This is a genomic window from Rhodococcus sp. D-46 (genome assembly GCF_011290655.1).
GTDB classification, from domain to species: Bacteria; Actinomycetota; Actinomycetes; order Mycobacteriales; family Mycobacteriaceae; genus Rhodococcus_F; species Rhodococcus_F qingshengii.
On record NZ_JAANTF010000002.1, the window covers coordinates 186,083 to 207,005 of the forward strand.

Genomic DNA, 20,923 nt, shown 5'->3' on the forward strand with positions numbered 1-20,923 from the left:
GTTCACGAATTCGTGCAATCAGAAAAGGTTCAATCGCAGTTCGGAGACACCGCGGATAAAGGCCGTGCCACCCCACGTCACTCCACCGTCGACGAGCTCGGTATTCGGCGCTTTGTCGATCAACGCATTCAGGATGGTCTTGATCTCCAGCCGGGCCAACCACGCACCGAGGCAAGCGTGCGCACCGTGACCGAACGTGATGTGGTCCCGGACATTTGACCTCGACCAGTCCAATCTGTCCGCGTTCGGACCGAATCGAGTTTCATCGCGGTTTGCCGACGCCAGCCACGTCACAATGTGATTTCCGGCCGGAATCACCGCATCTCCCACCGCGTAATCCTCGGGAGCAATGCGAATCATCAACTGCGCCGTCGGCTCATAGCGCAGGACTTCTTCTACCGCGTGATCGAGCAGTGCCCTGTCGTCGACGAGTCGTTCCCACTGATCACGATGGCCCATAAGTGCATTCATGGTGAGACCGACCTGATTGACTGTGGTGTCCAGTCCGGCGATGACCAAAGTCTGCACGGTAGCGGCAACTTGATCCGGCCCGATTATCTCGCCTTCGTCGCCGGCGGAGATGAAGTCCGACAGGATGTCGTCGCCAAGATTGTTGCGCTTCCAAGCGATAACGTCCTGAAGGTGTGCCGAGAAATCACGCTGAGCGGAAATGTAGTCGCTGGTCTGCTCGGCAGTCAGAAACGGATCGAGTAGGTTGAGTCCCTTACGGGTCCACTCGAACATCGTATCGGTGTCGGCAGGTACGGGGATACCGAAAATTTCGCAGACAAGGCGAATCGGTAGCGGATGAGCAACTTCCGTCACCAGCTCGATCTCGGAGCCCCGTCCATGATCGGCAAGCAACTCGTCGACGATTTCCTTCGCCCGCGCGTCGTAACGCTTGATTGCCCTGGGCGTGAACGGGCGCGCCAGTAGCTTGCGCAATGCCAGATGGTCCGGTGGATCCAGCTTCGACAACGATGGGCGCAACAAGTAGGCGTCGCTACCACCGGCCGCCTTGATCCGCATATTGCGCGGTGCCTCGAGTGCATACTGTTCCGACGAACTCAGCGACTTGTCCGCCAGTGCGCGTTTCACGTCGTCGTAGGCGAAAAGCATGTATACGCCATTCGAATGCTGTTGTACCGGAGCAACTTCTCGCGCAATCGCGTACCGCGCGTACGGATCGGACAGGAAGCCTGGCTCCGTTGGATCGACCAATCCCGTTCTGAGCCAATCCGTTGTGTCATGAACCGCACGCTCCGAACCCACCGGCGAAGTCATAGTCAACCTCTCGTCCTCGACAAAATCACTCACACAAGATCTGGCAGATCATTGACGCCCTCGTAAAAATCCACAGCCGAATACCACTGGTGACGAGCGTCAGCGCTGCGCTGAACTGAACTGAACTGAACTGAACTGCGCAGAGCTTCACAGTCGGACTACGAGGCAACCAACAAACCGCCCGCTGTATGGGAAATGAAGTCGCGCTCCGGACGTCGGGTTGCCACATTCTCACTGAGCGGGCGGGAAGGTGCGCTCGTTGCTGCTCGAGGACAGAATTCCCAGACGTCTTCGCCGTGAATCAGTAAGGCGGCGAGATCAATTCCGGGCAATCGTCCCGAGAAGTGATGCGAACCGGTGTCGAAGCAGATTGGAAATTGCGCATGACCGAATATGTGAACCGCGCTGTGCGAGTCGTTCGAGCTCCCCGCGGCTTGCCTGTCGTAGAAGATTTTCGGATCGACGAGGTTCCGATCCGGCCGCCCGCGGACGGCGAAGTTCTGTTCCGCGCCCACTATCTTTCGATCGATCCGGCGATACGAAGACGCCTACCGTCCACCAGCTCTGCCCCCGGGCCGTTGGGAGCTGTTGCCGGTATCGGCGACGTCGTCTTGGCTGGCGTGGTGCCTGCGCACTCCGGTTTGGACGGCATCGCAGTCGGCGAAGTGATTTCTTCGCGGCATCCTGACTTTGCGGCAGGTGATTTGGTTCGAGGCGGCACGCACTGGCAGGTTTATCACACAATCAAAGGCGCTGCCCTGGACCGCATACCGAGGGAGAATCGAGCTTCCCTAGGAGATGAACTCGGAATTCTAGGACAGCCAGGATTTGTCGCACACTGCGGAATGCGGTTGGTCGCCGACGTCCGAGAGCGAGACACAGTCGTGGTTTCGGCGGCCGGCGGAGCAGTCGGCATGGTTGCAGGCCAAATCGCGAAGCTGGCGGGCGCCCGGGTGATCGGAATCGCCGGGGGTGAGAAGACCGAATACGTTGTGGAGGAATTGGGGTTCGACGCCTGCATAGATAGGAAGACGGCGAACATCGGCGAGCAGTTGGACGAATTGTGTCCGAAGGGCGTCGACGTCTATTTCGACAACGTCGGAGGCTCGATCACGCGAGCGGTTTTCGATCGCATGGCCGATTTCGGAAGGGTCGTCGTGTGCGGAATGATCAGCGAATACAACCAGGATGAAAGCGAAGTCGGGCCTCCCCTACGCCCTGTACTACGCAAACGTCTACGCATCGAAGGGTTCGTCTGCTACGACCACTACGACCGGTACCCGGAGTACCGGGCGTGGGCGTCCGCTCGAATCGCCGAAGGTGGACTGCGCTACCGCAACGATGTCACCGAGGGCATCGAAAATGCCCCAGCGGCCTTGATCGGGCAGCTTTCGGGCCACAACCGGGGGAAGCAGTTGGTGATGATTTGACAAAGGGAGACCACACGTCGTTGTGTGGTCTCCCTTTTCGATTCGTTCAGCCGATCAGGCGTCAGCCTCTGGGCCGAGCATCTACCTTGTCGTCATCGTCGTCGCGCTCGCCGGTTGCGAGCTGGACGCCGGATTTCTCGATGCTGCCGTCAGCACCTGACTTCTCGAGGTCGATCGGTGCATCACCGGTCGCAACCTCTTCGGCCTCAGGCTCTTCCGGTAGCGGCTTCTTGAGACTCAGGATGATCGAGCCTGCCAACACCACGATGATCACCGCGAGGCTGACCAGTGAGGGAATCTCGGGGATCGACGTGCTGATCACCTTGTGGCTGGCCTGCATGATCAGCTTCACGCCGATGAAGGCGAGGATGATCGACAGACCCTTGGACAGGTAGTGGAACTTCTCGAGCAGGCCCGAGAGCAGGAAGTACAGGGCACGCAGACCCAAGATCGCAAACGCGTTGCTGGAGTAGACGATGAATGGATCGTCACTCACTGCCAGCACTGCCGGGACGCTGTCGACTGCGAACACGAGGTCGGCAGCTTCGATGGCGACGACGACGGCGAACAGTGGTGTTGCGACGCGCTTTCCGGCTTCCTTGACGAAGAACTTGGTTCCTGCGTATTCCTCACGGACCGGCATGATCTTGCGCAGCAAGCGAACCGCCAGCGAGGTTCCCGGATCGAAGTTCTCGTCGTCGTCCTTGAGCAGCTTGTAGGCGCTGTAGAGCAGGATGGCGGCGAAGACGAACAGAACGGCCGTGAACTTGCTGACCACGGCAACGCCGGCGGCGAGGAAGATACCGCGGAAGATCAGGGCGCCGATGACACCGAAGAACAACACGCGGTGCTGGTATTCACGGGGCACCTTGAAGTAACCGAAGATCAGGGCGAACACGAAGAGGTTGTCGACGGAGAGGCTCTTCTCCAACAGCCAGGCCGTGGTGAACTCGACGCCCGAGTTCACCCCCAAGGTCAGGGTGACGACCACCGCGAATACGAGAGACAAACCGACCCAGAGTGCACTCCACCAGGCCGCTTCCTTGAAGCCGATGACGTGCGCGCCGCGGTGGGCGAGCAGGTCGATGAGCAACATGACGACGATGACTGCGGCGAACGCGGCCCACGCCCACATGGGAACGTTCATCGCTGACCACCTACCCGAATGGCACTGATGACTGCGGTCACGGGGAGCTCCTTCACTGGGTTCGGACGGCCGTCTCGCCGTCTTCTCCAGTGTTCCTTGCCGACTTCTATCCATCCCGGTCGAAATATCGACGACTTTCACACCTGAAGTTGCCGAAACCATGCAATCTGAGGGTGTTGCGTCCGAAACCGCCGCTGGACGGCATCTTGTTCTAGCCTGGCAAGCATGAGCACCTCGTTGTACTACTCCGCCGTCCGCACCACACCGCTGACCGACGACGAGAAGGCCGAAGTCGACCGACTCATCGCCGTCCACAACGACGAATTTCCGTTCGACTACGAGGTCCTGGACCTCTATCCGTCGGATATCCCCAACACTCTGCTCAACGGTTCGACAAAGATCTCGAGCGACCCGACCGAGGTAATCCCTTCGCTCGTCTACTGGTTCAACGCTCTGACCGAACTCCGGCGAGCGGTGCCCGACGCAGACTGGGACGTTTCACTCGACGACACCCCCGCCGATTGGGATGACAGCTCCGGCTATTCGCTCCCCGGGCTCGACGACATGCAGTAGCGAGTCACGGGTTCGCCAGGAGGGCGGCTCCGTAGCTCTCCAGCGCGATGAGCGCCAACTCTGTTGGCAGCCGACGCTGGTCCACGCTGCGGTCTAACAGCTTTTCGGCCTGATCGAGTCGATACCGCACGGTGTTCTTGTGCAGACCGAGCGCCACGGCGGTAGCGGCTGCAGTGCAATTGTTCTCGTAATAGACCCGAACGGTGTCACGGATACGCGTCGTGACACCGTCCGCGCCGGCGAGGCCTTTCAATTCCCGTGCCACCAACGCACGCAGTTCGTCCAGATCTTCGGTGAGCAGACAGGGAACCTGAACATCTTCGTAGACGGTGACCCCCGGTGAACCCGTCGAACGGACCGCGATGCGCTGCGCGGCGAGAGCCTCGCGGTGACTGCGCGCGAATCCTTCCATTCCGTAACCGCTGGCCCCCACCGCGACACGGAGGTCCGAATTCCGAGCACGATCGAGCGCCGCCCACTCATGGTCGTCGAAATGCGCGACCCACGACCACACCTCGCGCGCCCCCGAAGGCAGCGTCAGCACGCGCTCGGCATTCGACTCGTCCACAAAGGAACGCGCATACGAGTCCAATCGGGCCAATACGTCGGCGGCCGGATCGGTGTCGTCCGTCCAGAGAACAAACGCAGTGTGGTGGCGCCGCATCGGGTAGTCGAGAATCTGCGACACCTCATCGGAGTGAAGTGCTTCGCCTGCGACAATCGCGTGCACCGTCTCGGACCGACGCGCAAAAGCGCCGCGCGCCAAGCTCTCACGCTCCTTCGCATACGTTGCCACCAACAATTCGGTGGTCACTTCCAGCCATCTCATCGCCGAACCCCACACTCGGACCAGAAGTGCGCGCTTGAGTTCCGGACCGATCGGAAGTGCTTCTATCGACTCGTCGACGAAGCCCAGCATCGCGAGGCGTCCGGCACCGTAGATCTTGAGCAGGACTCGAAGATCCATACCGCGCCTGGCAACGGTGAGTGCAAGCGCAACCGACTCCGGCGGCGGCGTGACCTCCTGGGAACCGCCCGCGATCGCGGCCACGATGACGCGAAGCTGCGCCGCAGTGCTCGCATCCACATCGCGTCGTAGCTCCCGATCACCCGCCACTTCAGGATTGGCCACCGCAATGGCGTCGTCGATGCGTTGAACGAAACCGTCGATCACCTCCGGCTGGAGATAGATGGGCGCGAGATTTGCAATCCAGCCGTCCAACTCCGATGTGTCCATGGCGCCTCCCCGGCTTGTCATCCTGATTGTGACTTAGTCACAAATCTATCGTCTCACTTCGGCCAATAAGCCCTAGCAACCCGGTTTCGACTGGTCCACAATCACATCTCACTGCAGATTCATCTCACTGCAACCAACCCCTATCTTTGGAGACGCTGGAGTAAATGAACAAACCTTTCGACGGTCAGGTAGTGGTCATCACCGGCGGCGCCCGGGGCATCGGATACGCCACCGCGAAGCGGCTGATCAGCCTGGGTGCGACGGTCGCGATCGGCGACATCGACGAAGCCACTCTCGCGCGAGCAGCCAAGGATTTGGGCATCCGCACGTTCGGGCGCCTCGACGTCACCGACCCCGCCTCGTTCTTCGACTTCCTCGACACCGTCGAAGGTGAACTCGGCCCGATCGACGTGCTGGTCAACAATGCGGGCATCATGCCGGTCGGACGGATCGTCGACGAGGACGACTCCGTGACCAGACGCATCATCGAGATCGACGTCCTCGGCGTGATCACGGGAACCAAGCTCGCATTGCGACGGATGCTTCCGCGCGGACGTGGACACGTCATCAACATCGCTTCGCTTGCAGGCGAACTCCCGTGCCCCGGTTTGTCGACGTACTGCGGCGCCAAGCATGCGGTGTTGGGCTTCACCGATTCTGTCCGCAAGGAAGTTCGTGGCACCGGAGTTCACATCTCGTCCGTGCTGCCGACGCTCACCAACACCCAACTCACCTCGGGCACTTCGGGAATGAAGGGATTCCGAGAGGTTCAGCCGGAGGAAATCGCCGAAGCCGTCGTCGGCTTGATCACCAAACCGCGTCCACGCGTACGTATTACGCGGGTGTCCGGGCTGCTCGTGCAGGCACAGGGCTTCTTCCCCCGGCGGCCGTACGAGGCATTGAGCCGACTGTTCGGCGTCGAGACGCAGTTTCTCGGCGACGTCGACACCGCGGCACGTGCTGCCTACGAAGAACGCGCCCGCGCAAGCTGATCAGGTCAGCTCGGTGGCCGGCCAGTCGAGCAGCTTCGCACCCAGTACGGCAGCGTGGAGCGCGAAGCTGTCGTTGGGATCGTTGACGTTCTGACCGGTGAGTTCACGGATGCGGTCCAACCGGTACGTCACGGCGCGGACGGACAAATGCAGGTCTCGGGCGGTCTTAGCCGTATTGCCGCCGGCGGAAAAGTACGCGAGCAGTGTGTCGATCATCGGTCCAGCGCCACCACGCGCCTCGAGCAGCGGTGTGAGAAGGGTGTGGATCAGGTCGGTGACCGCCGGTCTGTCGTTGACCAGAACCCGGTAGACCAGCAGGTCACGAGCATCGATGATCGGTGCGGTCAACGACAGGCGCTGCGCCAGGTCCAGTGCGTCCAGCGCCTCCCGGTACGACGCCACCACGCCCGAAGCGGTGGTTCGAGGGCGCCCGACAGCGATCTGCCACGTGCCGTCCAAAGGACGCCGCTGCAACTGCACTCGCCCGTCGTCATCGGTCCCCGGCCCGAGAGCCGACCGAATCCCTGCCAGCACGTGGTCGACGGCATCGCGATCCGGCGCCGCGAAAACGACCACCAGTTTGCCGCTCTTGCTGGCGACCAACGCATCGGCGTCACCCTTGCTACCCAGAACGGCACGTTCGACGGCGCGCACCAAAGGGTTGTCGTCGGTGAACTCACGGGCGGCGGTCACTACCGCCACGGCATGCGGACCACTGAGGTGGAGACCGAATCCTGAAGCGCGATCCAACAATCCGACGACGTCAGCGCCGCCGGTCAACAAGTCGTCGACGAACTCGCGGCGTGCCGATACCTGCGAGCGAACCAGAGAACGCCTGGCCAACTGAAACCCTTCGGCCAGTTCGGCGACGGCATCGTCGACGGCACGCAGCATCACTTCGCCGGCCGCGACGACGGCATTCGGATCCGATTGTGCCGCAATAACAGCAGGCAGTTCACGCCACAGACGCCAGGCCGAGGAGAGATACAGATCGAGCAGGGCTCGCAGGGCCACACCCTGCTGCGCTGCTTCTTCCCCGCGAGCGCGGAAGCGGTGCAGCTGACGACGCTGCAGCGGCTTCCCCTCGCATACGGCGACACTGAGCACGTCCAGGAAATCACCCAGCAGTTCGACGGGCAGGCCACCGGCGTCATCGGCCCCCGCCGCGGCAACCCGGCGTATGGCGTCGTCAGGTACCCCGGTTCGGCTCACCCTCGCATTCTCTCACTGCCGGCAGCATTGCCTGGCGTCACGAAAGGCGCATCGAACCCGTGTCGATGTACCGCTGATGGAACGAGAATGCCTCGCCCAGGATGTGCGGCGTCTGCCCCGCACCCGGTTGAGCGTCGGCGCGAGCGATGTAGTCGTGGAGCAGTGGCCGGAACTCCGGGTGAGCACACTTGTCGACGATCAGGCGCGCGCGTCGCCGCGGCGACAGACCGCGCAGATCCGCCAACCCCTGCTCGGTCACCAACACCTGAGTGTCGTGCTCGGTGTGGTCGACGTGCGGAACCATCGGCACGATCGCCGAGATCTCACCGCCGCGGGCCGTCGACGGGCTCAGGAACATGGACACGCAGCCGTTGCGGGCGAAGTCCCCCGAGCCGCCGATTCCGTTCATGATCTTCGTCCCCATGACGTGCGTCGAGTTCACGTTGCCGTAGATGTCGGCCTCGAGCATGCCGTTCATGGCGATGATTCCGAGTCTGCGCACCACCTCCGGGTGGTTGCTGATCTCCTGCGGACGGAGCGTGATGTGGTGGCGGTAGAAGTCGATGTTCGCGGTCAGTTCTTCGATGCCCTCTTCGGTGAGCGCCAAAGCCGTCGACGACGCATGCGCGACGGTTCCGTCCTTGATCAGCTTCAGCATCCCGTCCTGGATGACCTCGGAGTAGCAGGTCAGGCCGCGATACGGCCCCCGATCGAGCCCTCCGAGCACCGCGTTGGCGACATTGCCGATGCCCGCCTGCAGCGGAAGCAACGTATCGGCCGGCATCCGTCCGGCGCGCACCTCGAAGTCGAAGAATTCCAGGACGTGGCCGGCGATCGCCTCACTGACGGCATCGGGTGCAGTGAGAGGGCTCGCGCTGTCACGGCAGTTGGTCTCGACAACGGCCACAACCTTCGTGGGATCCACTCGGAACGTGGTCTGGCCGATCCGGTCCTCGACACGAATGATCTCGAGCGGCTTGCGATGCGGCGGCAGCGCGGTGCCGTAATAGACGTCGTGAATACCTTCCATCGCCTCGGGCACCCACGAGTTGACTTCGAGGATGACCCTGTCGGCGACGTCCAGCCAGGTCTTGTTGTTGCCAATCGACGCGGAGGGAATCAGTTCCCCTGATTCGGTGATACCGGCGACCTCGACCACCGCGACGTCTACGTTGCCGTAGTAGCCCTCCCACACCTGCTGAGCCACGTGGGAGAGATGGATGTCCACGTAGTCCATACGACCGTCGTTGATCCGGCGACGTGCGGTGGCCTCGGACTGATACGGCATGCGCAGCGCGATTCCGTCGACCTCCGCGAGCAGCCTTTCGGTCTCGGTGGACACAGAAGCGCCGGTCAGGAGATTGATCGTGAAGTTCGATCCGTTGCCGCGGGTCCGGTGAATGCGCTCGGCCAGGGCCGGAATGACAACCTTGGGTGTACCGGCGCTTGCGAAACCGCTGATCGCGACGGTGTCGCCCGGGTTGATGAACTTCACGGCGTCGGACGCGGACATCACCTTCGACGCAAACGCTGTGGCGCGAATGCGGTTGGAGGTGGCGTTGTGTCCGGTCTCACCGAAGGTTGAACTCACGGCACCAGGATAAACAGGGCACGTCGAAGCGATTTACGGGGATAACCCAGACAGAATCGCTCCGACGTGCTATGAGCACCGATCAGTTGACGACGCCGTACACGCCTTCGCCGACCAGGCTCGCAATTCGATATTTCTGGATCTTGCCCGACCCTGTCAGTGGGAACGCCTCCGCGCTGAACCACTCCTTGGGCGCCTTGTGGCGCGCCAGTCGCTCGGTGCAGAACTCGACCAGCTCGGCGGCGGTCGGTTGGTCGGACTCGTCCTTCCAGCGGATGACGGCGACAACTCGCTCACCCCACACCTCGTCGGGCACACCCACGACCGCCACGTCGAGAATCTTCGGATGTGTGAAGATCACGGACTCGACCTCACGCGGATAGATGTTCTCACCGCCGCGGATGATCATGTCCTTGAGGCGGCCGGTAACCCGGACGTATCCACGTTCGTCCATCGTCCCCAAATCGCCGGTATGCAACCAACCGTCCTTGTCCACGGTGTCGGCCGAAGCCTCCGGATTACGGAAGTACTCGGTCATGACGAGGTACCCGCGCGCGCAGATCTCGCCTTGTTCGCCGAGCGGCACGCTGTCCCCGGTCACGACGTCGGAGATCTTCACTTCGACCTGCGGCAACGCGAGTCCGACCGTCTCCGACTTGTCCTCGGGGGTGTCGGCCGGGCTGGTCTGTGTGATGACGGGGCTGGCCTCGGTTTGTCCGTAGACGATGCTGAACCCCGCCCCGAAGGCCGACTCCACCGTGCTGACGAGTTCGGGCGGGACCGACGACCCGCCGGATACGACCACCGAACAGGCCGAAAAGTCGCGACTCGCGAAGCTGGCGTCGTTGATCATCGCGATCAGCATCGTCGGCACTCCACTGACCACGTCAGCGTGAAAGCGTTCCGCCGCATCGAGAACCGCAGTCGGATCGAAGTACTGGATCAGGCCGATCGACATTCTTCGCTGCGCGGCGCCGAGAACCAGGATGCCGCACCCGGCGGTGTGGAACAGCGGCATGGCCGACACAACCGAACCCCGCTCAGGGAATCGGCCTCTCCGACTCACAAAATCGGCATTGTTGACCAATCCGCGGTGATGCAACAGAGCACCTTTGGGAACTCCGGTGGTTCCCGACGTGTACTGGATCTGCGCATTGTCGTCAGGCGAGACTTCCGGCAGAGCGCCCCGTTCGCCCGCCCAACCTCGAACCTGGCGATCCCACTCCTCGAAGTTGACTGCGAGAACTTCTTCTCCCGAAATCGAAATCGCCTCGGATGCAACCGCTGCCATATCGCCACCGCGAAACTTTCCGGTGTGGAAGAGCCCCCGAGACTGGGACTGCGACAAGACGTACGCCAGCTCCTCCGCACCCAACGCAGGATTGGCGGTCACCAGAACCATCCCGGCGAGCGCGGCGCCGTTTGCAGAATCATCCATTCCGGAACGTTCGGAGCCCAGACAGTGATCCGATCTCCGCAGTCGAATTGAGACAAGAGGTAGTGCGCACACCCCTCTGCTTCGTCGAGAAGCTCCGCGAAGGTCCACGTGCGATCGGTTTCAGCCGCCCCGGAAAGCGAATGCGATTGCGTCGGAACCACTTCTCTGATTGCAATCAGATTCGGCGAGTCCGCGGCGCACTCTCGCAGCAGCCCACCCACCGTTTGCTCCTCTATCGGGTCAGACACGTCAGCGGGGAAGTACGACGTTTCGAGAACACTGCTCATCTCACATCCACTTTCTATCGAGGAGGGGTGTCGGACGCGGGGAGCGGCCCGCCTCCGTCTGGAATCTTGCGTCCGGAATCGCGGTACTGAACCGCGGCATGGAATCCGTCGCGCTCGGCAAAATCCTTGAACCAGCGCCCCTCCGGGGAGTGACGCGTAATTCCGTCGAACAGGGTTGCCAGTACCTGGGTGCCTTGCAATCCCATGTTGTCGTACGCCTGGTTGATCATCATCTTCTGCATGGCCAACTGATTGAGCGGAACACCGGCGATGCGATCCGCCAACGCTTCCACCGCCGAGTCCAATTCGTCGGCCGGCACCGCTTCGAGCGCCAATCCCCAGTCAGCCGCAGTGACACCGTCAATGGTGTCTCCCGTCAACAGCATTCGCTTGGCACGCTGGGCGCCGAGCCGGTACACCCACATCGCCGTCGTCGGGCAACCCCACACACGCGCAGGCGGGTATCCGATGCGAGCGTCGTCGGCCATGATCAGCATGTCGCAGGACAGCGCGATGTCACTTCCACCGGCAATCGCATATCCCTGAACCTTGCAGATCGTCGGCTTGAGCGATCGCCAGAGCGTGAAGAAGTCGTCGGTGTTCTGCTTCATCCCGCGAAAGTCCTTGATGGGGTCCCAGACCGGGCCCTGGTTCCACTTTCCGTCAAGGTCACCTTCGGCAAACTTCTTGAGGTCGTACCCGGCACAAAATGCCTTGCCCGCACCTTGCAAGACGATCACACGGACCTCGTCGTCGTCATTGGCTGCTGCCACCGCGTTTCGAATGTCAGACGGCATCCGGTCGTCGATCGCGTTGAGCCGATCGGGGCGGTTGAGCGTGATATACGCTTTACCGCCGGACGTCTCGTACTTCAGGGTCGCAAAATCCGTCATCATCGGTCCTGTCGACAGAGCGCGCCTCGCTCGGAACGAGTTACGCTAGTTCTGGGTGAGGAGCAGGCGAACGATGCCTGCCCATTGACTGATCGAACGACGCGCAGACGCGTCGCTCTTCTGCACTGCCCGGGACAGCGCCAAACCACGGAGCATCAGCACCGTCAGATCTGCAATCTGCGAATAGTTCTCGGAAGCAACAATTTCGGGACCGAAAGCGTCGTGGACAACTCGCCGCAGATCCCGTCCGGCGATTCGCTCCGATTCCCGGAGCACCTCGGCCAACACCGGATCCGTCCGCGCTGCGGACCACAGTTCGAGTTCCGCTTGAAATGGCGGCTGAGTCAACGCCGAATACAGAGCGGAGATCGAGTTCTCGATCGTGTCAACCGACGAATCCTGCCGAGACATGGCAGCTCTTACCGCCACCTCGTTCCGTACGACGATGTTCGACACCAACGCCGCAGTGAGCTCCTGCATGTTCGGAAAGTGGTGCAGCAGAGCGCCCCGACTGACTCCGGCAGCGGTTTGCACCGACTGCGCCGTCAGAGATGAATAACCGTCCGCTATCAGTAAATCCGTTGCCGCATCGAGAATCCGGTGGCGCGTCGCTTCGCGCTGCGCATCGCGCAGGGTCACGGTCTCACCTCCAACTTCTCGAGTGGCATGGCTCACAGTTTCACAGTCCATTCAGACTGTCAATGGCCGAAAGCCTCCGGCGTACTCTCGATGCACCGGCCCTTCGGACTGATCGGAGCAACACGTGACGACCTCACCGCCGACCGTCTCGCTGACGCTCGACCAACTTGCTTCACGCGCTGCTTCCCTGATCACCGACGACGGTCGGAGAATCCTCGGCATCACGGGCGCACCGGGAGCCGGAAAATCGACGGCGTCACAGGCAATTGTGCGGAAATTGGGTTCTCGTTGCTCCATCGTCGAGATGGACGGTTTTCATCTTGCCAATCGGGAACTCGACCGACTCGGCAGGCATGAACGCAAAGGCGCACCGGACACCTTCGACGTCGACGGCTACGCGGCTCTACTACGCCGACTCCGAGCCTCGAACTCGACGGTCTATGCTCCGGCCTTCGATCGCGAGTTCGACGAATCAATAGGCAGCACAACGGCTGTCGACCCATGTACACCGCTGATAGTCACCGAGGGGAACTATCTCCTCCTACCCAGTGGTGGATGGCAGGAAGTGCGAGCAGCACTCGACGAGGTCTGGTATCTCGACGTTCCGGAGGAAACTCGGACGAAGCGCTTGGTGAAACGCCACAGCCGCTTCGGAAAGAGTTCCGAAGCGGCTGCAGAGTGGGTGAAACGGGTAGATCAGCCGAACGCCGAGTTGATCAGCGCAGTGAGGCCACGCGCGGATCTGATCGTCAGAATCGAACGGTCCGAGCCTCACTGATGTCAGCTGAAAACCTAAGAACCGCCGCCGGTTCCGAGAAAAGTGGCCAGCCCGGCAACTCCGGCGATTCCGCCGAATATCGCCGCCAATGCACCGGCGACGGTGATAACGCTGTCGAGCGCTTTGAGATCGGTGTCGGATGAACCCATGGCAGTCTCCTGGAGTCAGAATTGAAAGTGGGGTTGAATGTGCGCCGAAGTGCGCAATGTTGCACACGTCACTTTACCGGCATTCGCGACCCGGATCAACGAAAATTCTCTCCAAATATGTTGCACTGCAACATATTCAAACAGCATCTTGCAGGTCCACCGAGGCACGACGACGGCCACCTGCCCGCAGCGCGGGCAGATGGCCGTCGTTGGATATTGCCGAGGAGTCAGACGCTCGTCACATGCATGACGTGCTTGGCCCTCGTGTACTCCGCCAGTGCGAGCTCCGACAGATCCTTGCCGTAACCCGACCCAGCGAAGCCACCGTGAGGCATCTCAGCGGCGAGCATTCCGTGGGCTCCCACCCAGACGCAGCCGAAGTCCAGTTCAGCCGTCATCCTCATCGCGGTGCCGTGGTCGGACGTCCACACGCTCGACGCGAGAGCGTACTTGGTCCCGTTCGCAAGTTCGATCGCTTCAGCCTCGGTGGAGAACGTCTGTACGGTGACAACCGGCCCGAATATCTCTTCCTGGACCAGCTCATCTTCCTGCTGCACCCCGGAAATAACAGTCGGCAGATAGAAAAACCCTGGTCCAGCTGGCTTTCCCCCGCCAATACATACGTTCGTATTTGCTGAGCGTCTCTCTACCAACTCCGCCACTCGATCACGGTGAGCGCGGCTGACCAGGGGGCCGAGACAATCACCCGATTCCGGTCCGCCCAACCTCAAGTCCGCGGCCGCAGCCGTCAACTTCTCGGTGAACTCCTCCGCAACCTCCTCTTGAACGAGAATCCTCGTCGCAGCGGTGCAATCTTGACCGCTGTTGTAAAAGGCCCCGGCAACAATCCCCGCGACTGCGCCGTCGAGGTCCGCGTCGGCGAAAACAACGGCGGGTGCCTTGCCTCCGAGTTCGAGATGCAACAGCTTGACGTCTTCCGATGCGGCCTTTGCGACCGAAATCCCCGCTCTCGTCGATCCCGTCAGCGCAATCATCCGAGGAACCGGATGAGCGACGAGCGCGGCTCCGGTATCGCGATCGCCGCACACTACGTTCAACACCCCGGGCGGATAGATCTGCGCTGCAAGCACTCCCAGCATCACCGCAGTTTCCGGCGTCTCCTCGGCCGGCTTGAGCACGAGGGTGTTTCCCGTCGCGAGTGCCGGCGCGATCTTCCAGATCGCCATCATCAACGGGTAGTTCCAAGGAGCGATCGCACCGATCACGCCAATGGGTTCACGTCTGACATAAGACGTAGCACCCTCCGTATACTCCATTGCGGCAACGCCCGGCAGAGAGCGGGCAATACCCGCGAAGTACCGCAGAAAGTCAACACACTGCGGGATCTCGTCGTCTCGCACCTGCCTGAGAGGCTTGCCGGTACTGCGGCATTCGACCTCGAGGAAATATTTCGCGTTTGCTTCCAGCGCGTCCGCGAGGGCCAGCAGCAACTCCTGACGGCGCGCAGGGGTGGACCGGCGCCAGGACCGCGCAGCCTTCTCGGACGAACGGCAGGCTCGGTCGACGTCATCGGCGGAACCGACGGCAGCACGGGCGTATACATTGTCGGTCACCGGATCGACCAGCACGGAAAGTCTACCTGCCGGGCTCTCGCACGTTCCGTTGACCACGTGACCAAACGCTGCGACAGTCATCGAAGTTTCCACCGTCATGAGCGCGATCCGGGGAGCGCGACGAAGAACTTCTTCGACGGCTCAACCGTCTCCCAGGTACCGCGAAACGACTGCGGCACGAAAAATGCTTCCCCAGAAGAGAATTCGCGACGGTTTCCATCGAGGTCGATCAGCGCCACCCGGCCGCTGATCATGATGCAGACCTCGTCGTACGGATACGGGTCGCACAAGAGCGTGCCGAACGTGGCGCAAGGGACATTTTCGTCCTCACTCCCGGAATGCATTCGGAGTGGACCCGCGCAACGACTTTCGCTTACTTCGAGTGGTGCCGCGCCCGAGGCGTGGCACCACGCACCAGCGAGGAATTGACGTCGTTTCCGGGCGCCAGCACCGTCGGAGGCCTCATCGGGGCCGCGTATGCGGCCACCCGCGAGGCCCTCGACTCCTCGACTCCGCCTGACGCGATCCTGTCGTTGATTCTCGGTTGCGCCCCGGCAGCGGCGCGAGCGGCCCTCGATCTCGGGCTGTCGATTCCGGGTGACGTCTTGATTGCACAGGACAGTGACGAACCCGCCCTGCTGGTTTCCCAGCCCCCGATCACTGCCTTCGACTTCTTCCCCCAAGAACAGGCGGCAGCGGCCGTAGATGCACTGTTGGCTCTGGTCAACGGTGACGAACCCCCAGTTCAGAGCTATACGCGTAGCGAACTCCGCGTGCGAGCGAGCACGGCCCATTCGCTCACACCATAAATTCACCTGGCACCGATAGACTGATTTCCGAATTATCGTCCGTCGCCTGCCGAGAGGAATCAGGTCATCGCGCACCGCTCCCGCGACCGCTTGGCCGGGTATCTCGCCGTAGTGCTGGTCTGTGCACTCGCCCTCCTCGCATCTGTCAGCAGTGCGACCGGCCTCGACCGCGACGTCGCTCCGGTCCGCATCGCCTACGCCGCGGCCGCAGACACTTTCGGCGATCTGTACCTTCCAGAAGGATCGGACGGTGACCTGCCGGTCGTCGTACTCATTCACGGCGGTGGATGGGCCCAGAAGAGCAATCTCGAATACGCGGGCGCGTGGGCAAAAACCCTGACCCCGTACGGAATTGCGGTCTGGAACATCGAATACAGACGCGTCGGCGGTCAGGGTGGTTGGCCGACCACGCTCTCCGATACCGTTACGGCCACCAACGCTCTGGCCGGCATCGTTCAGGAAAAGGCCTCCGGGCGACTGGATTTGAGCCGTGTACACATCGCCGGCTACTCCGCGGGTGGACAACTTGCCGCCTGGGTCGCATCGCGATCCCAACAGGGTGCAGACGCCCCGGAACCAAACCTCTCGGTGCCGGTTCGCTCGACGACGATCATGGCCGGCGTCTTCGACATGACGCTCGCCGCAACCGCGGGCAAAGATCGATTTGTTCGAAATCTTCTGGGCGGCATGCCTACCGATCATCCCGATCGCTACCGCATCGCATCACCGATCGAGCACCTCCCCACCGGCCTCCCCGTCACGGTGATCCACGGACTCGGAGACAAGGTCGTGTCGGTCGAACAGAGTCGGCGCTATGCCCGTGCCGCCCGAGCAGCAGGCGACGTGGTCGATCTGATCGAACTTCCCGGCGTCGGCCACGGCGAGTTCGGCAACCCGACGACCGACGCCTGGGCTACCACCAAGCAAGCAATAATCGGCCACATAAATGCCTCTTGAGCAGGTAATACGGGCCACAGTGCTCTCAGCCGCTCGAAATAGAATTAGCTGAAACTCAATCGATGACGTACGGTGGGGTTATCAGAGGGCAGCCGTCAGTCAGGCAGCCGGTCGCTTCGCCCGGAACAACAGTTCCAGTATTCGTTCCAGGGGCAGACTTCCAGTTCGGTGCAAATCCGCGCCTTTGATCACTACGCACTTTCATCAGTCCCGCAGATTGTTGACCAGGCCGAAGGCTCCGACGGAGTCCGCCGCCAATCGCGTACCGACTGCACCAGTATCAACATGCGCTACACACCGCACGGGCCCAAAGACCCTGCGGTTCAAAGGAATACCTTGATCAACACCATGATTCACCCCGACGACACGAACAACCAGACGAACAGCAACTCGACGAACGGTCTACGGATCCCGACTACTTCGGGCCGGATCCGCGAGCGCGGTATCGAAATCGTCTGCACCCTCTACCGTTGCAGCACCGACGAAGCCGCCGAGCTGTTGCTCCGACATTCTCAGACCAACAACCTCAAGGTCACCAGCCTGATCAAAGCGCTTGTCGCCCTGATCGACGAAGACACGTCCGGCACTGGTTACGGAAGCAGTAACACGCTGGCGTCTCACTTCTGGCTGCGTGAGATCAGAAATCTCAGCCAGGCCCACCGACGCAGCGATCATTTTCATCGCCATCTCGTCGGCGCGTAACCGGCGCTGAACGACAACTGACCTGAAACGACAGCTGGGGCAGTACACGGAAATCGTGTACTGCCCCAGCTGTCGTGTTTTCAGTTGTCAGGCGGAAGCCGACTCTCGGCAGTCAGGCGGAAGCCGACTCTCGGCAATCAGGCGGAAGCCGATTCCTTGTTCAGTCCCTGCTGAGCACTGTCGGTATCGGTCGCCTCGTCCACGTGCTGCGGAGCGAAGAGCAGGCACACGATGCTCAGGATGCACATGCCGATCAGCAGTGCGATGACCGGCCAGATGCTGCCGGTTGCCTTGTACATCAGCGTCGACACCAGCGGTGACAGTCCGCCGAAGATAGCGCCTGCACCTTGGTACGCCAACGAGATGCTCGTGTAGCGGGCCTGCGGCTTGAACATCTGTGACAGAACAGCGGCGATCGGACCGTACGTGGCCGCCAGCACCAGTCGCATGACAGCGAAGGTCAGGAAGATCAGGAACACTGATCCGGATTTCAGCACCAGGAACTGCGGCGCTGCGAGAATCGCGACTGCCGCAAGGCCCCAGATGACGACGCGGACGCGTCCCACCTTGTCGCCGAGCCACGCCACGCCGAGAGTCGCGATCAATTCGACCACTGCAGCGACACTGAGCGCATTGAGAATCAACGTCTCCGACAATCCGACATCGGGGTCGGTTGCGTATGCCGTGATGAAGGTCGTCACGAGGTAGTAGCCGCCGACTGCGACGGGCAGAATGCCGATGCCCAGGATGATCGGGCGCCAGTTGGTCACCAGCGCGTACTTGAGCGGGAGCATTTCCGGTACGTCCGCGGACTTCACCTCGGATTCGAAAACCGGGGACTCTTCGACCTTCAGGCGAACGACCAAGCCGACGAGGATCAGCAGCGCCGAGCAGAGGAACGGCAGACGCCAAGCCCACTCGCGCAGAGCGTCGTCGCCGAAGGTGGAGAGAATGCTGAAGAAACCTGTGGCCAGGAGCGCGCCGGCCGGGTTGCCCAGCTGAGCGAAACCGCCGTAGAAGGTCTTCTTGTCCTCGGGTGCATGCTCGACGGCCATCAGGACCGCGCCGCCCCATTCGCCGCCGACGGCAAAGCCCTGGACGAAGCGGAGCAGTACCAGCAGTAACGGCGCCCAGAACCCGATCGACGCGTAAGTGGGCAACATGCCGATGAGGAACGTGCCTGCACCCATCAGCGTCAAAGTCACAACCAATGCGGTGCGTCGGCCCATCTTGTCACCGACATGGCCAAACACGATTCCGCCGAGCGGGCGAGCGAAGAAACCGACGGCGTATGTCGCGAACGCCGCCGCAACGCCGGTCAGGCGGTCGGTTCCGGGTGGGAAGAAGATGTCACCGAACACCAGGGCGGCTGCCGTGGCATACACGTAGAAGTCGTACCACTCGATAGTTGTACCGACGAAGGCTGCAAATCCCGCCTTGCGGGCCTTCACGATCTGTTGCTCTCGGTTCATTACTTTTCCTCGGTGGTCGAAGTGCTCGACAATAGGTGGTTATGACCTGAATGTGCGAGTTCGCCGTCGATCCAGGTCTCTCGGACCTCGATCTGCGCAATCGCGTCGGCCGGAACCTCGAGGGGATCCGCGCCCAGAATGACGAAGTCGGCCCGCTTGCCGACCGAGATGCTGCCCAGCTCTGCTTCGCGGCCCAGCGCACGCGCACCGTTGAGGGTGTGAGCCTGCAATGCCTGGTCGGCGGTGATGCGGAGTGCATCGGAGCCGAGCTGATGGCCCTGACGCGTCACACGAGTAACGGCTGCCTGAATTGCTTCGAGCGGCTTCGGCTCTGCGACGGGGGCGTCGGAGCTGATGGTCACGGGAACTTCGGCAGCGATGAACTCGCCGAGCGGGTTGAACCGCTCGCCCGGAGTGCCGATCGCAGCGGTGACGCCCTCGCCCCAGTTGTAGTAGTGCTGTGGCTGGTTCACCGGGTAGACACCGGCCAGGTTCATCCTTGCGATCTGCTCGGCCGTCGGGAGTCCGCAATGCTCGATGCGGTGACGAGCGTCGGCGTCGGGGTGAGCCTTCTGCGCAGCTTCGATGGCATCGAGCACCATGTCGATGGCGGTCGGTGACTGAGCGTGCGTGGCGGTCTGCAGACCCACCGAATGTGCCTTGGCAATCAGCTCCGAGTAGTCCGCCGGCTCGTGGTAGAGCTGCCCGGTGCGGCACGGGTCGCCCACGTAGCCGTCGGGGAAGTATGCGGTCCAGCCGCCGAGTGTGCCGTCGGCGTAGAACTTGATGCCGCCGAACGCGAGCCGCGAATTGCCGAAGGCGCCGTGCATTCCCGTGTCGATGACGTGATCGAGGAGGTGGCTGAGCATGTACATGCTGACGCGGGTCTTGAGCTGATCCTGCTCGGCCAGACGCAGGTACATGTCGAATTCACGCCGGGTCACCTGGCAGTCACCGATGGTGGTGACGCCACCGGCCAGGAACTTGTCCTGAGCGACCGACAGCTGGCGAAGGTGCTCTTCCGGCTCGTCCTCGAGATGGAAGTTGGGGCCGTGATGGCCGACCTTCACTCCGTTGACGCCGGTGAGAATGTTGCACGCGGCGTCGGAGAGCTCACCGGTGAGTTCGCCGTCTTCATCTCGGAAGAACTCGCCACCGGCCGGATTCTCGGTGCTCGCGTCGATACCGTGCTTGTCGAAAGTGAAGGAGTTGACGACGCCGCCGTGACCGCTCGCGTTCATGAGGTAGACCTCGCGATCGGTGGCCACCTGATCGAGCTCTTCCTTGAGCGGGTGACGCCCTTCGATCAGGTTGCGGTGCTCGTAGCCGTATCCGCGAATCGGGACGCCCGCAGGTGCTGTGAGCGCCGCTTCCTGAAGTAGCGCAATGATTCCGGGGATGGAATGTGCCTTCTCCGGCCCACAGTCCACCCAGCTGAGCATCTGCCCGTACATCAACGGGTGTGCATGTGGATCGACGAAGCCGGGGACGACGGTGGCGCCGTCGAGTTCGACCACCGCGGTTGTGCGAGTGCTCAGCCGACGCGCCTCGGTGCGGCATTCCTCGAGCGTTCCCACCGCTGCAAAGCGGTTTCCGAACACCAGGAACGCTTCGGCTCCCACCGTGCTGTCGTCAACGGTGTGGATCTTGGCGCCGGTGAAGATCGTGCCGGTGGCGTCGAGAGGCGAGGCTTCGTGCGTGTGCAACTTGCGCATGGTGGTCCTTCGTCGAGATGGTGGTGCAGGTCACTGCGTGTTGA

21 protein-coding genes are annotated in these 20,923 nt (G+C 61.8%); 7 read left to right on the forward strand and 14 right to left on the reverse strand.

The window, feature by feature from the left end; genetic code table 11:
* Positions 1–18: 18 nt before the first annotated feature.
* Positions 19–1,284, reverse strand: a complete 1,266-nt coding sequence (locus tag G9U53_RS05545) for a cytochrome P450 (RefSeq protein WP_042451552.1) — start codon at positions 1,282–1,284, stop codon at positions 19–21.
* Positions 1,285–1,667: 383 nt separating this feature from the next.
* Between G9U53_RS05545 and G9U53_RS05550 the strand changes: the two genes are divergently transcribed.
* The gene (locus G9U53_RS05550; RefSeq protein WP_030536117.1) at positions 1,668–2,714 is read left to right on the forward strand and encodes an NADP-dependent oxidoreductase; all 1,047 of its coding nucleotides are present in this window, start codon (positions 1,668–1,670) and stop codon (positions 2,712–2,714) included.
* 61 nt (positions 2,715–2,775) lie between these two features.
* Here G9U53_RS05550 and G9U53_RS05555 read toward each other — a convergent pair whose 3' ends face one another.
* A complete protein-coding gene (locus G9U53_RS05555; protein WP_003942925.1) occupies positions 2,776–3,861 on the reverse strand; it encodes a TerC family protein in 1,086 nt (361 codons plus the stop codon).
* A gap of 225 nt (positions 3,862–4,086) precedes the next feature.
* On the opposite strand from G9U53_RS05555, the gene G9U53_RS05560 reads away from it, so the two are divergent.
* On the forward strand, positions 4,087–4,434 hold the full coding sequence (locus G9U53_RS05560) for a hypothetical protein (protein WP_003943172.1): 348 nt from the start codon (positions 4,087–4,089) through the stop codon (positions 4,432–4,434).
* Positions 4,435–4,438: 4 nt separating this feature from the next.
* On the opposite strand, the gene G9U53_RS05565 is transcribed toward G9U53_RS05560, so the two are convergent.
* Positions 4,439–5,671, reverse strand: a complete 1,233-nt coding sequence (locus G9U53_RS05565; RefSeq protein WP_042451555.1) for a helix-turn-helix domain-containing protein — start codon at positions 5,669–5,671, stop codon at positions 4,439–4,441.
* 164 nt (positions 5,672–5,835) lie between these two features.
* On the opposite strand from G9U53_RS05565, the gene G9U53_RS05570 reads away from it, so the two are divergent.
* Positions 5,836–6,663 (forward strand): SDR family oxidoreductase, encoded by an 828-nt coding sequence (locus tag G9U53_RS05570; RefSeq protein WP_003942902.1) that lies wholly within the window; start codon positions 5,836–5,838, stop codon positions 6,661–6,663.
* On the opposite strand, the gene G9U53_RS05575 is transcribed toward G9U53_RS05570, so the two are convergent.
* From G9U53_RS05575 to G9U53_RS05595, 6 genes are all read right to left on the reverse strand, one after another.
* Positions 6,664–7,875: a helix-turn-helix domain-containing protein gene (locus G9U53_RS05575; RefSeq protein ID WP_042921490.1), complete on the reverse strand. Its 1,212-nt coding sequence runs from the start codon at positions 7,873–7,875 to the stop codon at positions 6,664–6,666.
* Positions 7,876–7,912: 37 nt separating this feature from the next.
* Positions 7,913–9,466: an acetyl-CoA hydrolase/transferase family protein gene (locus tag G9U53_RS05580; RefSeq protein ID WP_165638426.1), complete on the reverse strand. Its 1,554-nt coding sequence runs from the start codon at positions 9,464–9,466 to the stop codon at positions 7,913–7,915.
* 82 nt (positions 9,467–9,548) lie between these two features.
* The gene (locus G9U53_RS05585) at positions 9,549–10,904 is read right to left on the reverse strand and encodes an AMP-binding protein (protein ID WP_242692430.1); all 1,356 of its coding nucleotides are present in this window, start codon (positions 10,902–10,904) and stop codon (positions 9,549–9,551) included.
* Positions 10,856–11,191: an AMP-binding protein gene (locus tag G9U53_RS33435; RefSeq protein ID WP_233405596.1), complete on the reverse strand. Its 336-nt coding sequence runs from the start codon at positions 11,189–11,191 to the stop codon at positions 10,856–10,858. Before G9U53_RS33435 ends, G9U53_RS05585 begins: the two co-directional genes overlap by 49 nt.
* A 14-nt stretch (positions 11,192–11,205) precedes the next feature.
* A complete protein-coding gene (locus G9U53_RS05590) occupies positions 11,206–12,084 on the reverse strand; it encodes a crotonase/enoyl-CoA hydratase family protein (protein ID WP_223304467.1) in 879 nt (292 codons plus the stop codon).
* A gap of 45 nt (positions 12,085–12,129) precedes the next feature.
* Entirely contained in the window at positions 12,130–12,723 is a 594-nt protein-coding gene (locus G9U53_RS05595; RefSeq protein ID WP_063316011.1) for a TetR/AcrR family transcriptional regulator, read from the reverse strand.
* A gap of 124 nt (positions 12,724–12,847) precedes the next feature.
* Here G9U53_RS05595 and G9U53_RS05600 point away from each other — a divergent pair, with 124 nt between their 5' ends.
* The gene (locus tag G9U53_RS05600; protein WP_063315526.1) at positions 12,848–13,501 is read left to right on the forward strand and encodes a nucleoside/nucleotide kinase family protein; all 654 of its coding nucleotides are present in this window, start codon (positions 12,848–12,850) and stop codon (positions 13,499–13,501) included.
* A 14-nt stretch (positions 13,502–13,515) separates the two neighbouring features.
* On the opposite strand, the gene G9U53_RS33870 is transcribed toward G9U53_RS05600, so the two are convergent.
* From G9U53_RS33870 to G9U53_RS33875, 3 genes are all read right to left on the reverse strand, one after another.
* On the reverse strand, positions 13,516–13,650 hold the full coding sequence (locus G9U53_RS33870; RefSeq protein WP_003942853.1) for a hypothetical protein: 135 nt from the start codon (positions 13,648–13,650) through the stop codon (positions 13,516–13,518).
* Positions 13,651–13,877: 227 nt separating this feature from the next.
* Positions 13,878–15,305, reverse strand: a complete 1,428-nt coding sequence (locus G9U53_RS05605) for an aminobutyraldehyde dehydrogenase (RefSeq protein ID WP_165638427.1) — start codon at positions 15,303–15,305, stop codon at positions 13,878–13,880.
* A gap of 14 nt (positions 15,306–15,319) precedes the next feature.
* The gene (locus G9U53_RS33875) at positions 15,320–15,568 is read right to left on the reverse strand and encodes a cupin domain-containing protein (protein ID WP_278251715.1); all 249 of its coding nucleotides are present in this window, start codon (positions 15,566–15,568) and stop codon (positions 15,320–15,322) included.
* Between G9U53_RS33875 and G9U53_RS05615 the strand changes: the two genes are divergently transcribed.
* The 3 genes from G9U53_RS05615 (at position 15,563) to G9U53_RS05625 (ending at position 17,692) form a co-directional block, all read left to right on the forward strand.
* Positions 15,563–16,033, forward strand: a complete 471-nt coding sequence (locus G9U53_RS05615) for a substrate-binding domain-containing protein (protein ID WP_242430662.1) — start codon at positions 15,563–15,565, stop codon at positions 16,031–16,033. The genes G9U53_RS33875 and G9U53_RS05615 overlap by 6 nt on opposite strands.
* A 90-nt stretch (positions 16,034–16,123) precedes the next feature.
* Positions 16,124–16,990 carry an alpha/beta fold hydrolase gene (locus G9U53_RS05620; protein ID WP_030536126.1) on the forward strand — a complete coding sequence of 289 codons (867 nt, stop codon included), beginning with the start codon at positions 16,124–16,126 and terminating at the stop codon, positions 16,988–16,990.
* A gap of 336 nt (positions 16,991–17,326) precedes the next feature.
* Positions 17,327–17,692: a hypothetical protein gene (locus tag G9U53_RS05625; protein WP_007730475.1), complete on the forward strand. Its 366-nt coding sequence runs from the start codon at positions 17,327–17,329 to the stop codon at positions 17,690–17,692.
* A gap of 137 nt (positions 17,693–17,829) precedes the next feature.
* Here G9U53_RS05625 and G9U53_RS05630 read toward each other — a convergent pair whose 3' ends face one another.
* Positions 17,830–19,164, reverse strand: a complete 1,335-nt coding sequence (locus tag G9U53_RS05630) for an MFS transporter (protein ID WP_050656991.1) — start codon at positions 19,162–19,164, stop codon at positions 17,830–17,832.
* Entirely contained in the window at positions 19,164–20,879 is a 1,716-nt protein-coding gene (locus tag G9U53_RS05635; RefSeq protein WP_030536127.1) for an amidohydrolase, read from the reverse strand. Before G9U53_RS05635 ends, G9U53_RS05630 begins: the two co-directional genes overlap by 1 nt.
* Between the last annotated feature and the right edge of the window lie 44 nt (positions 20,880–20,923).

Excerpts from the sequence above, each read along its gene's own strand:
- G9U53_RS05550 (WP_030536117.1), top strand. The coding sequence starts at position 1,668 with ATGACCGAATATGTGAACCGCGCTGTGCGAGTCGTTCGAGCTCCCCGC.
- G9U53_RS05545 (WP_042451552.1), bottom strand. The coding sequence starts at position 1,284 with ATGACTTCGCCGGTGGGTTCGGAGCGTGCGGTTCATGACACAACGGAT.
- G9U53_RS05605 (WP_165638427.1), bottom strand. The coding sequence starts at position 15,305 with ATGACTGTCGCAGCGTTTGGTCACGTGGTCAACGGAACGTGCGAGAGC.
- G9U53_RS33870 (WP_003942853.1), bottom strand. The coding sequence starts at position 13,650 with ATGGGTTCATCCGACACCGATCTCAAAGCGCTCGACAGCGTTATCACC.
- G9U53_RS05585 (WP_242692430.1), bottom strand. The coding sequence starts at position 10,904 with ATGGATGATTCTGCAAACGGCGCCGCGCTCGCCGGGATGGTTCTGGTG.
- G9U53_RS05560 (WP_003943172.1), top strand. The coding sequence starts at position 4,087 with ATGAGCACCTCGTTGTACTACTCCGCCGTCCGCACCACACCGCTGACC.
- G9U53_RS05635 (WP_030536127.1), bottom strand. The coding sequence starts at position 20,879 with ATGCGCAAGTTGCACACGCACGAAGCCTCGCCTCTCGACGCCACCGGC.
- G9U53_RS05570 (WP_003942902.1), top strand. The coding sequence starts at position 5,836 with ATGAACAAACCTTTCGACGGTCAGGTAGTGGTCATCACCGGCGGCGCC.
- G9U53_RS33875 (WP_278251715.1), bottom strand. The coding sequence starts at position 15,568 with ATGCATTCCGGGAGTGAGGACGAAAATGTCCCTTGCGCCACGTTCGGC.
- G9U53_RS05615 (WP_242430662.1), top strand. The coding sequence starts at position 15,563 with ATGCATTCGGAGTGGACCCGCGCAACGACTTTCGCTTACTTCGAGTGG.
- G9U53_RS05555 (WP_003942925.1), bottom strand. The coding sequence starts at position 3,861 with ATGAACGTTCCCATGTGGGCGTGGGCCGCGTTCGCCGCAGTCATCGTC.
- G9U53_RS05565 (WP_042451555.1), bottom strand. The coding sequence starts at position 5,671 with ATGGACACATCGGAGTTGGACGGCTGGATTGCAAATCTCGCGCCCATC.
- G9U53_RS05590 (WP_223304467.1), bottom strand. The coding sequence starts at position 12,084 with ATGACGGATTTTGCGACCCTGAAGTACGAGACGTCCGGCGGTAAAGCG.
- G9U53_RS05630 (WP_050656991.1), bottom strand. The coding sequence starts at position 19,164 with ATGAACCGAGAGCAACAGATCGTGAAGGCCCGCAAGGCGGGATTTGCA.
- G9U53_RS33435 (WP_233405596.1), bottom strand. The coding sequence starts at position 11,191 with ATGAGCAGTGTTCTCGAAACGTCGTACTTCCCCGCTGACGTGTCTGAC.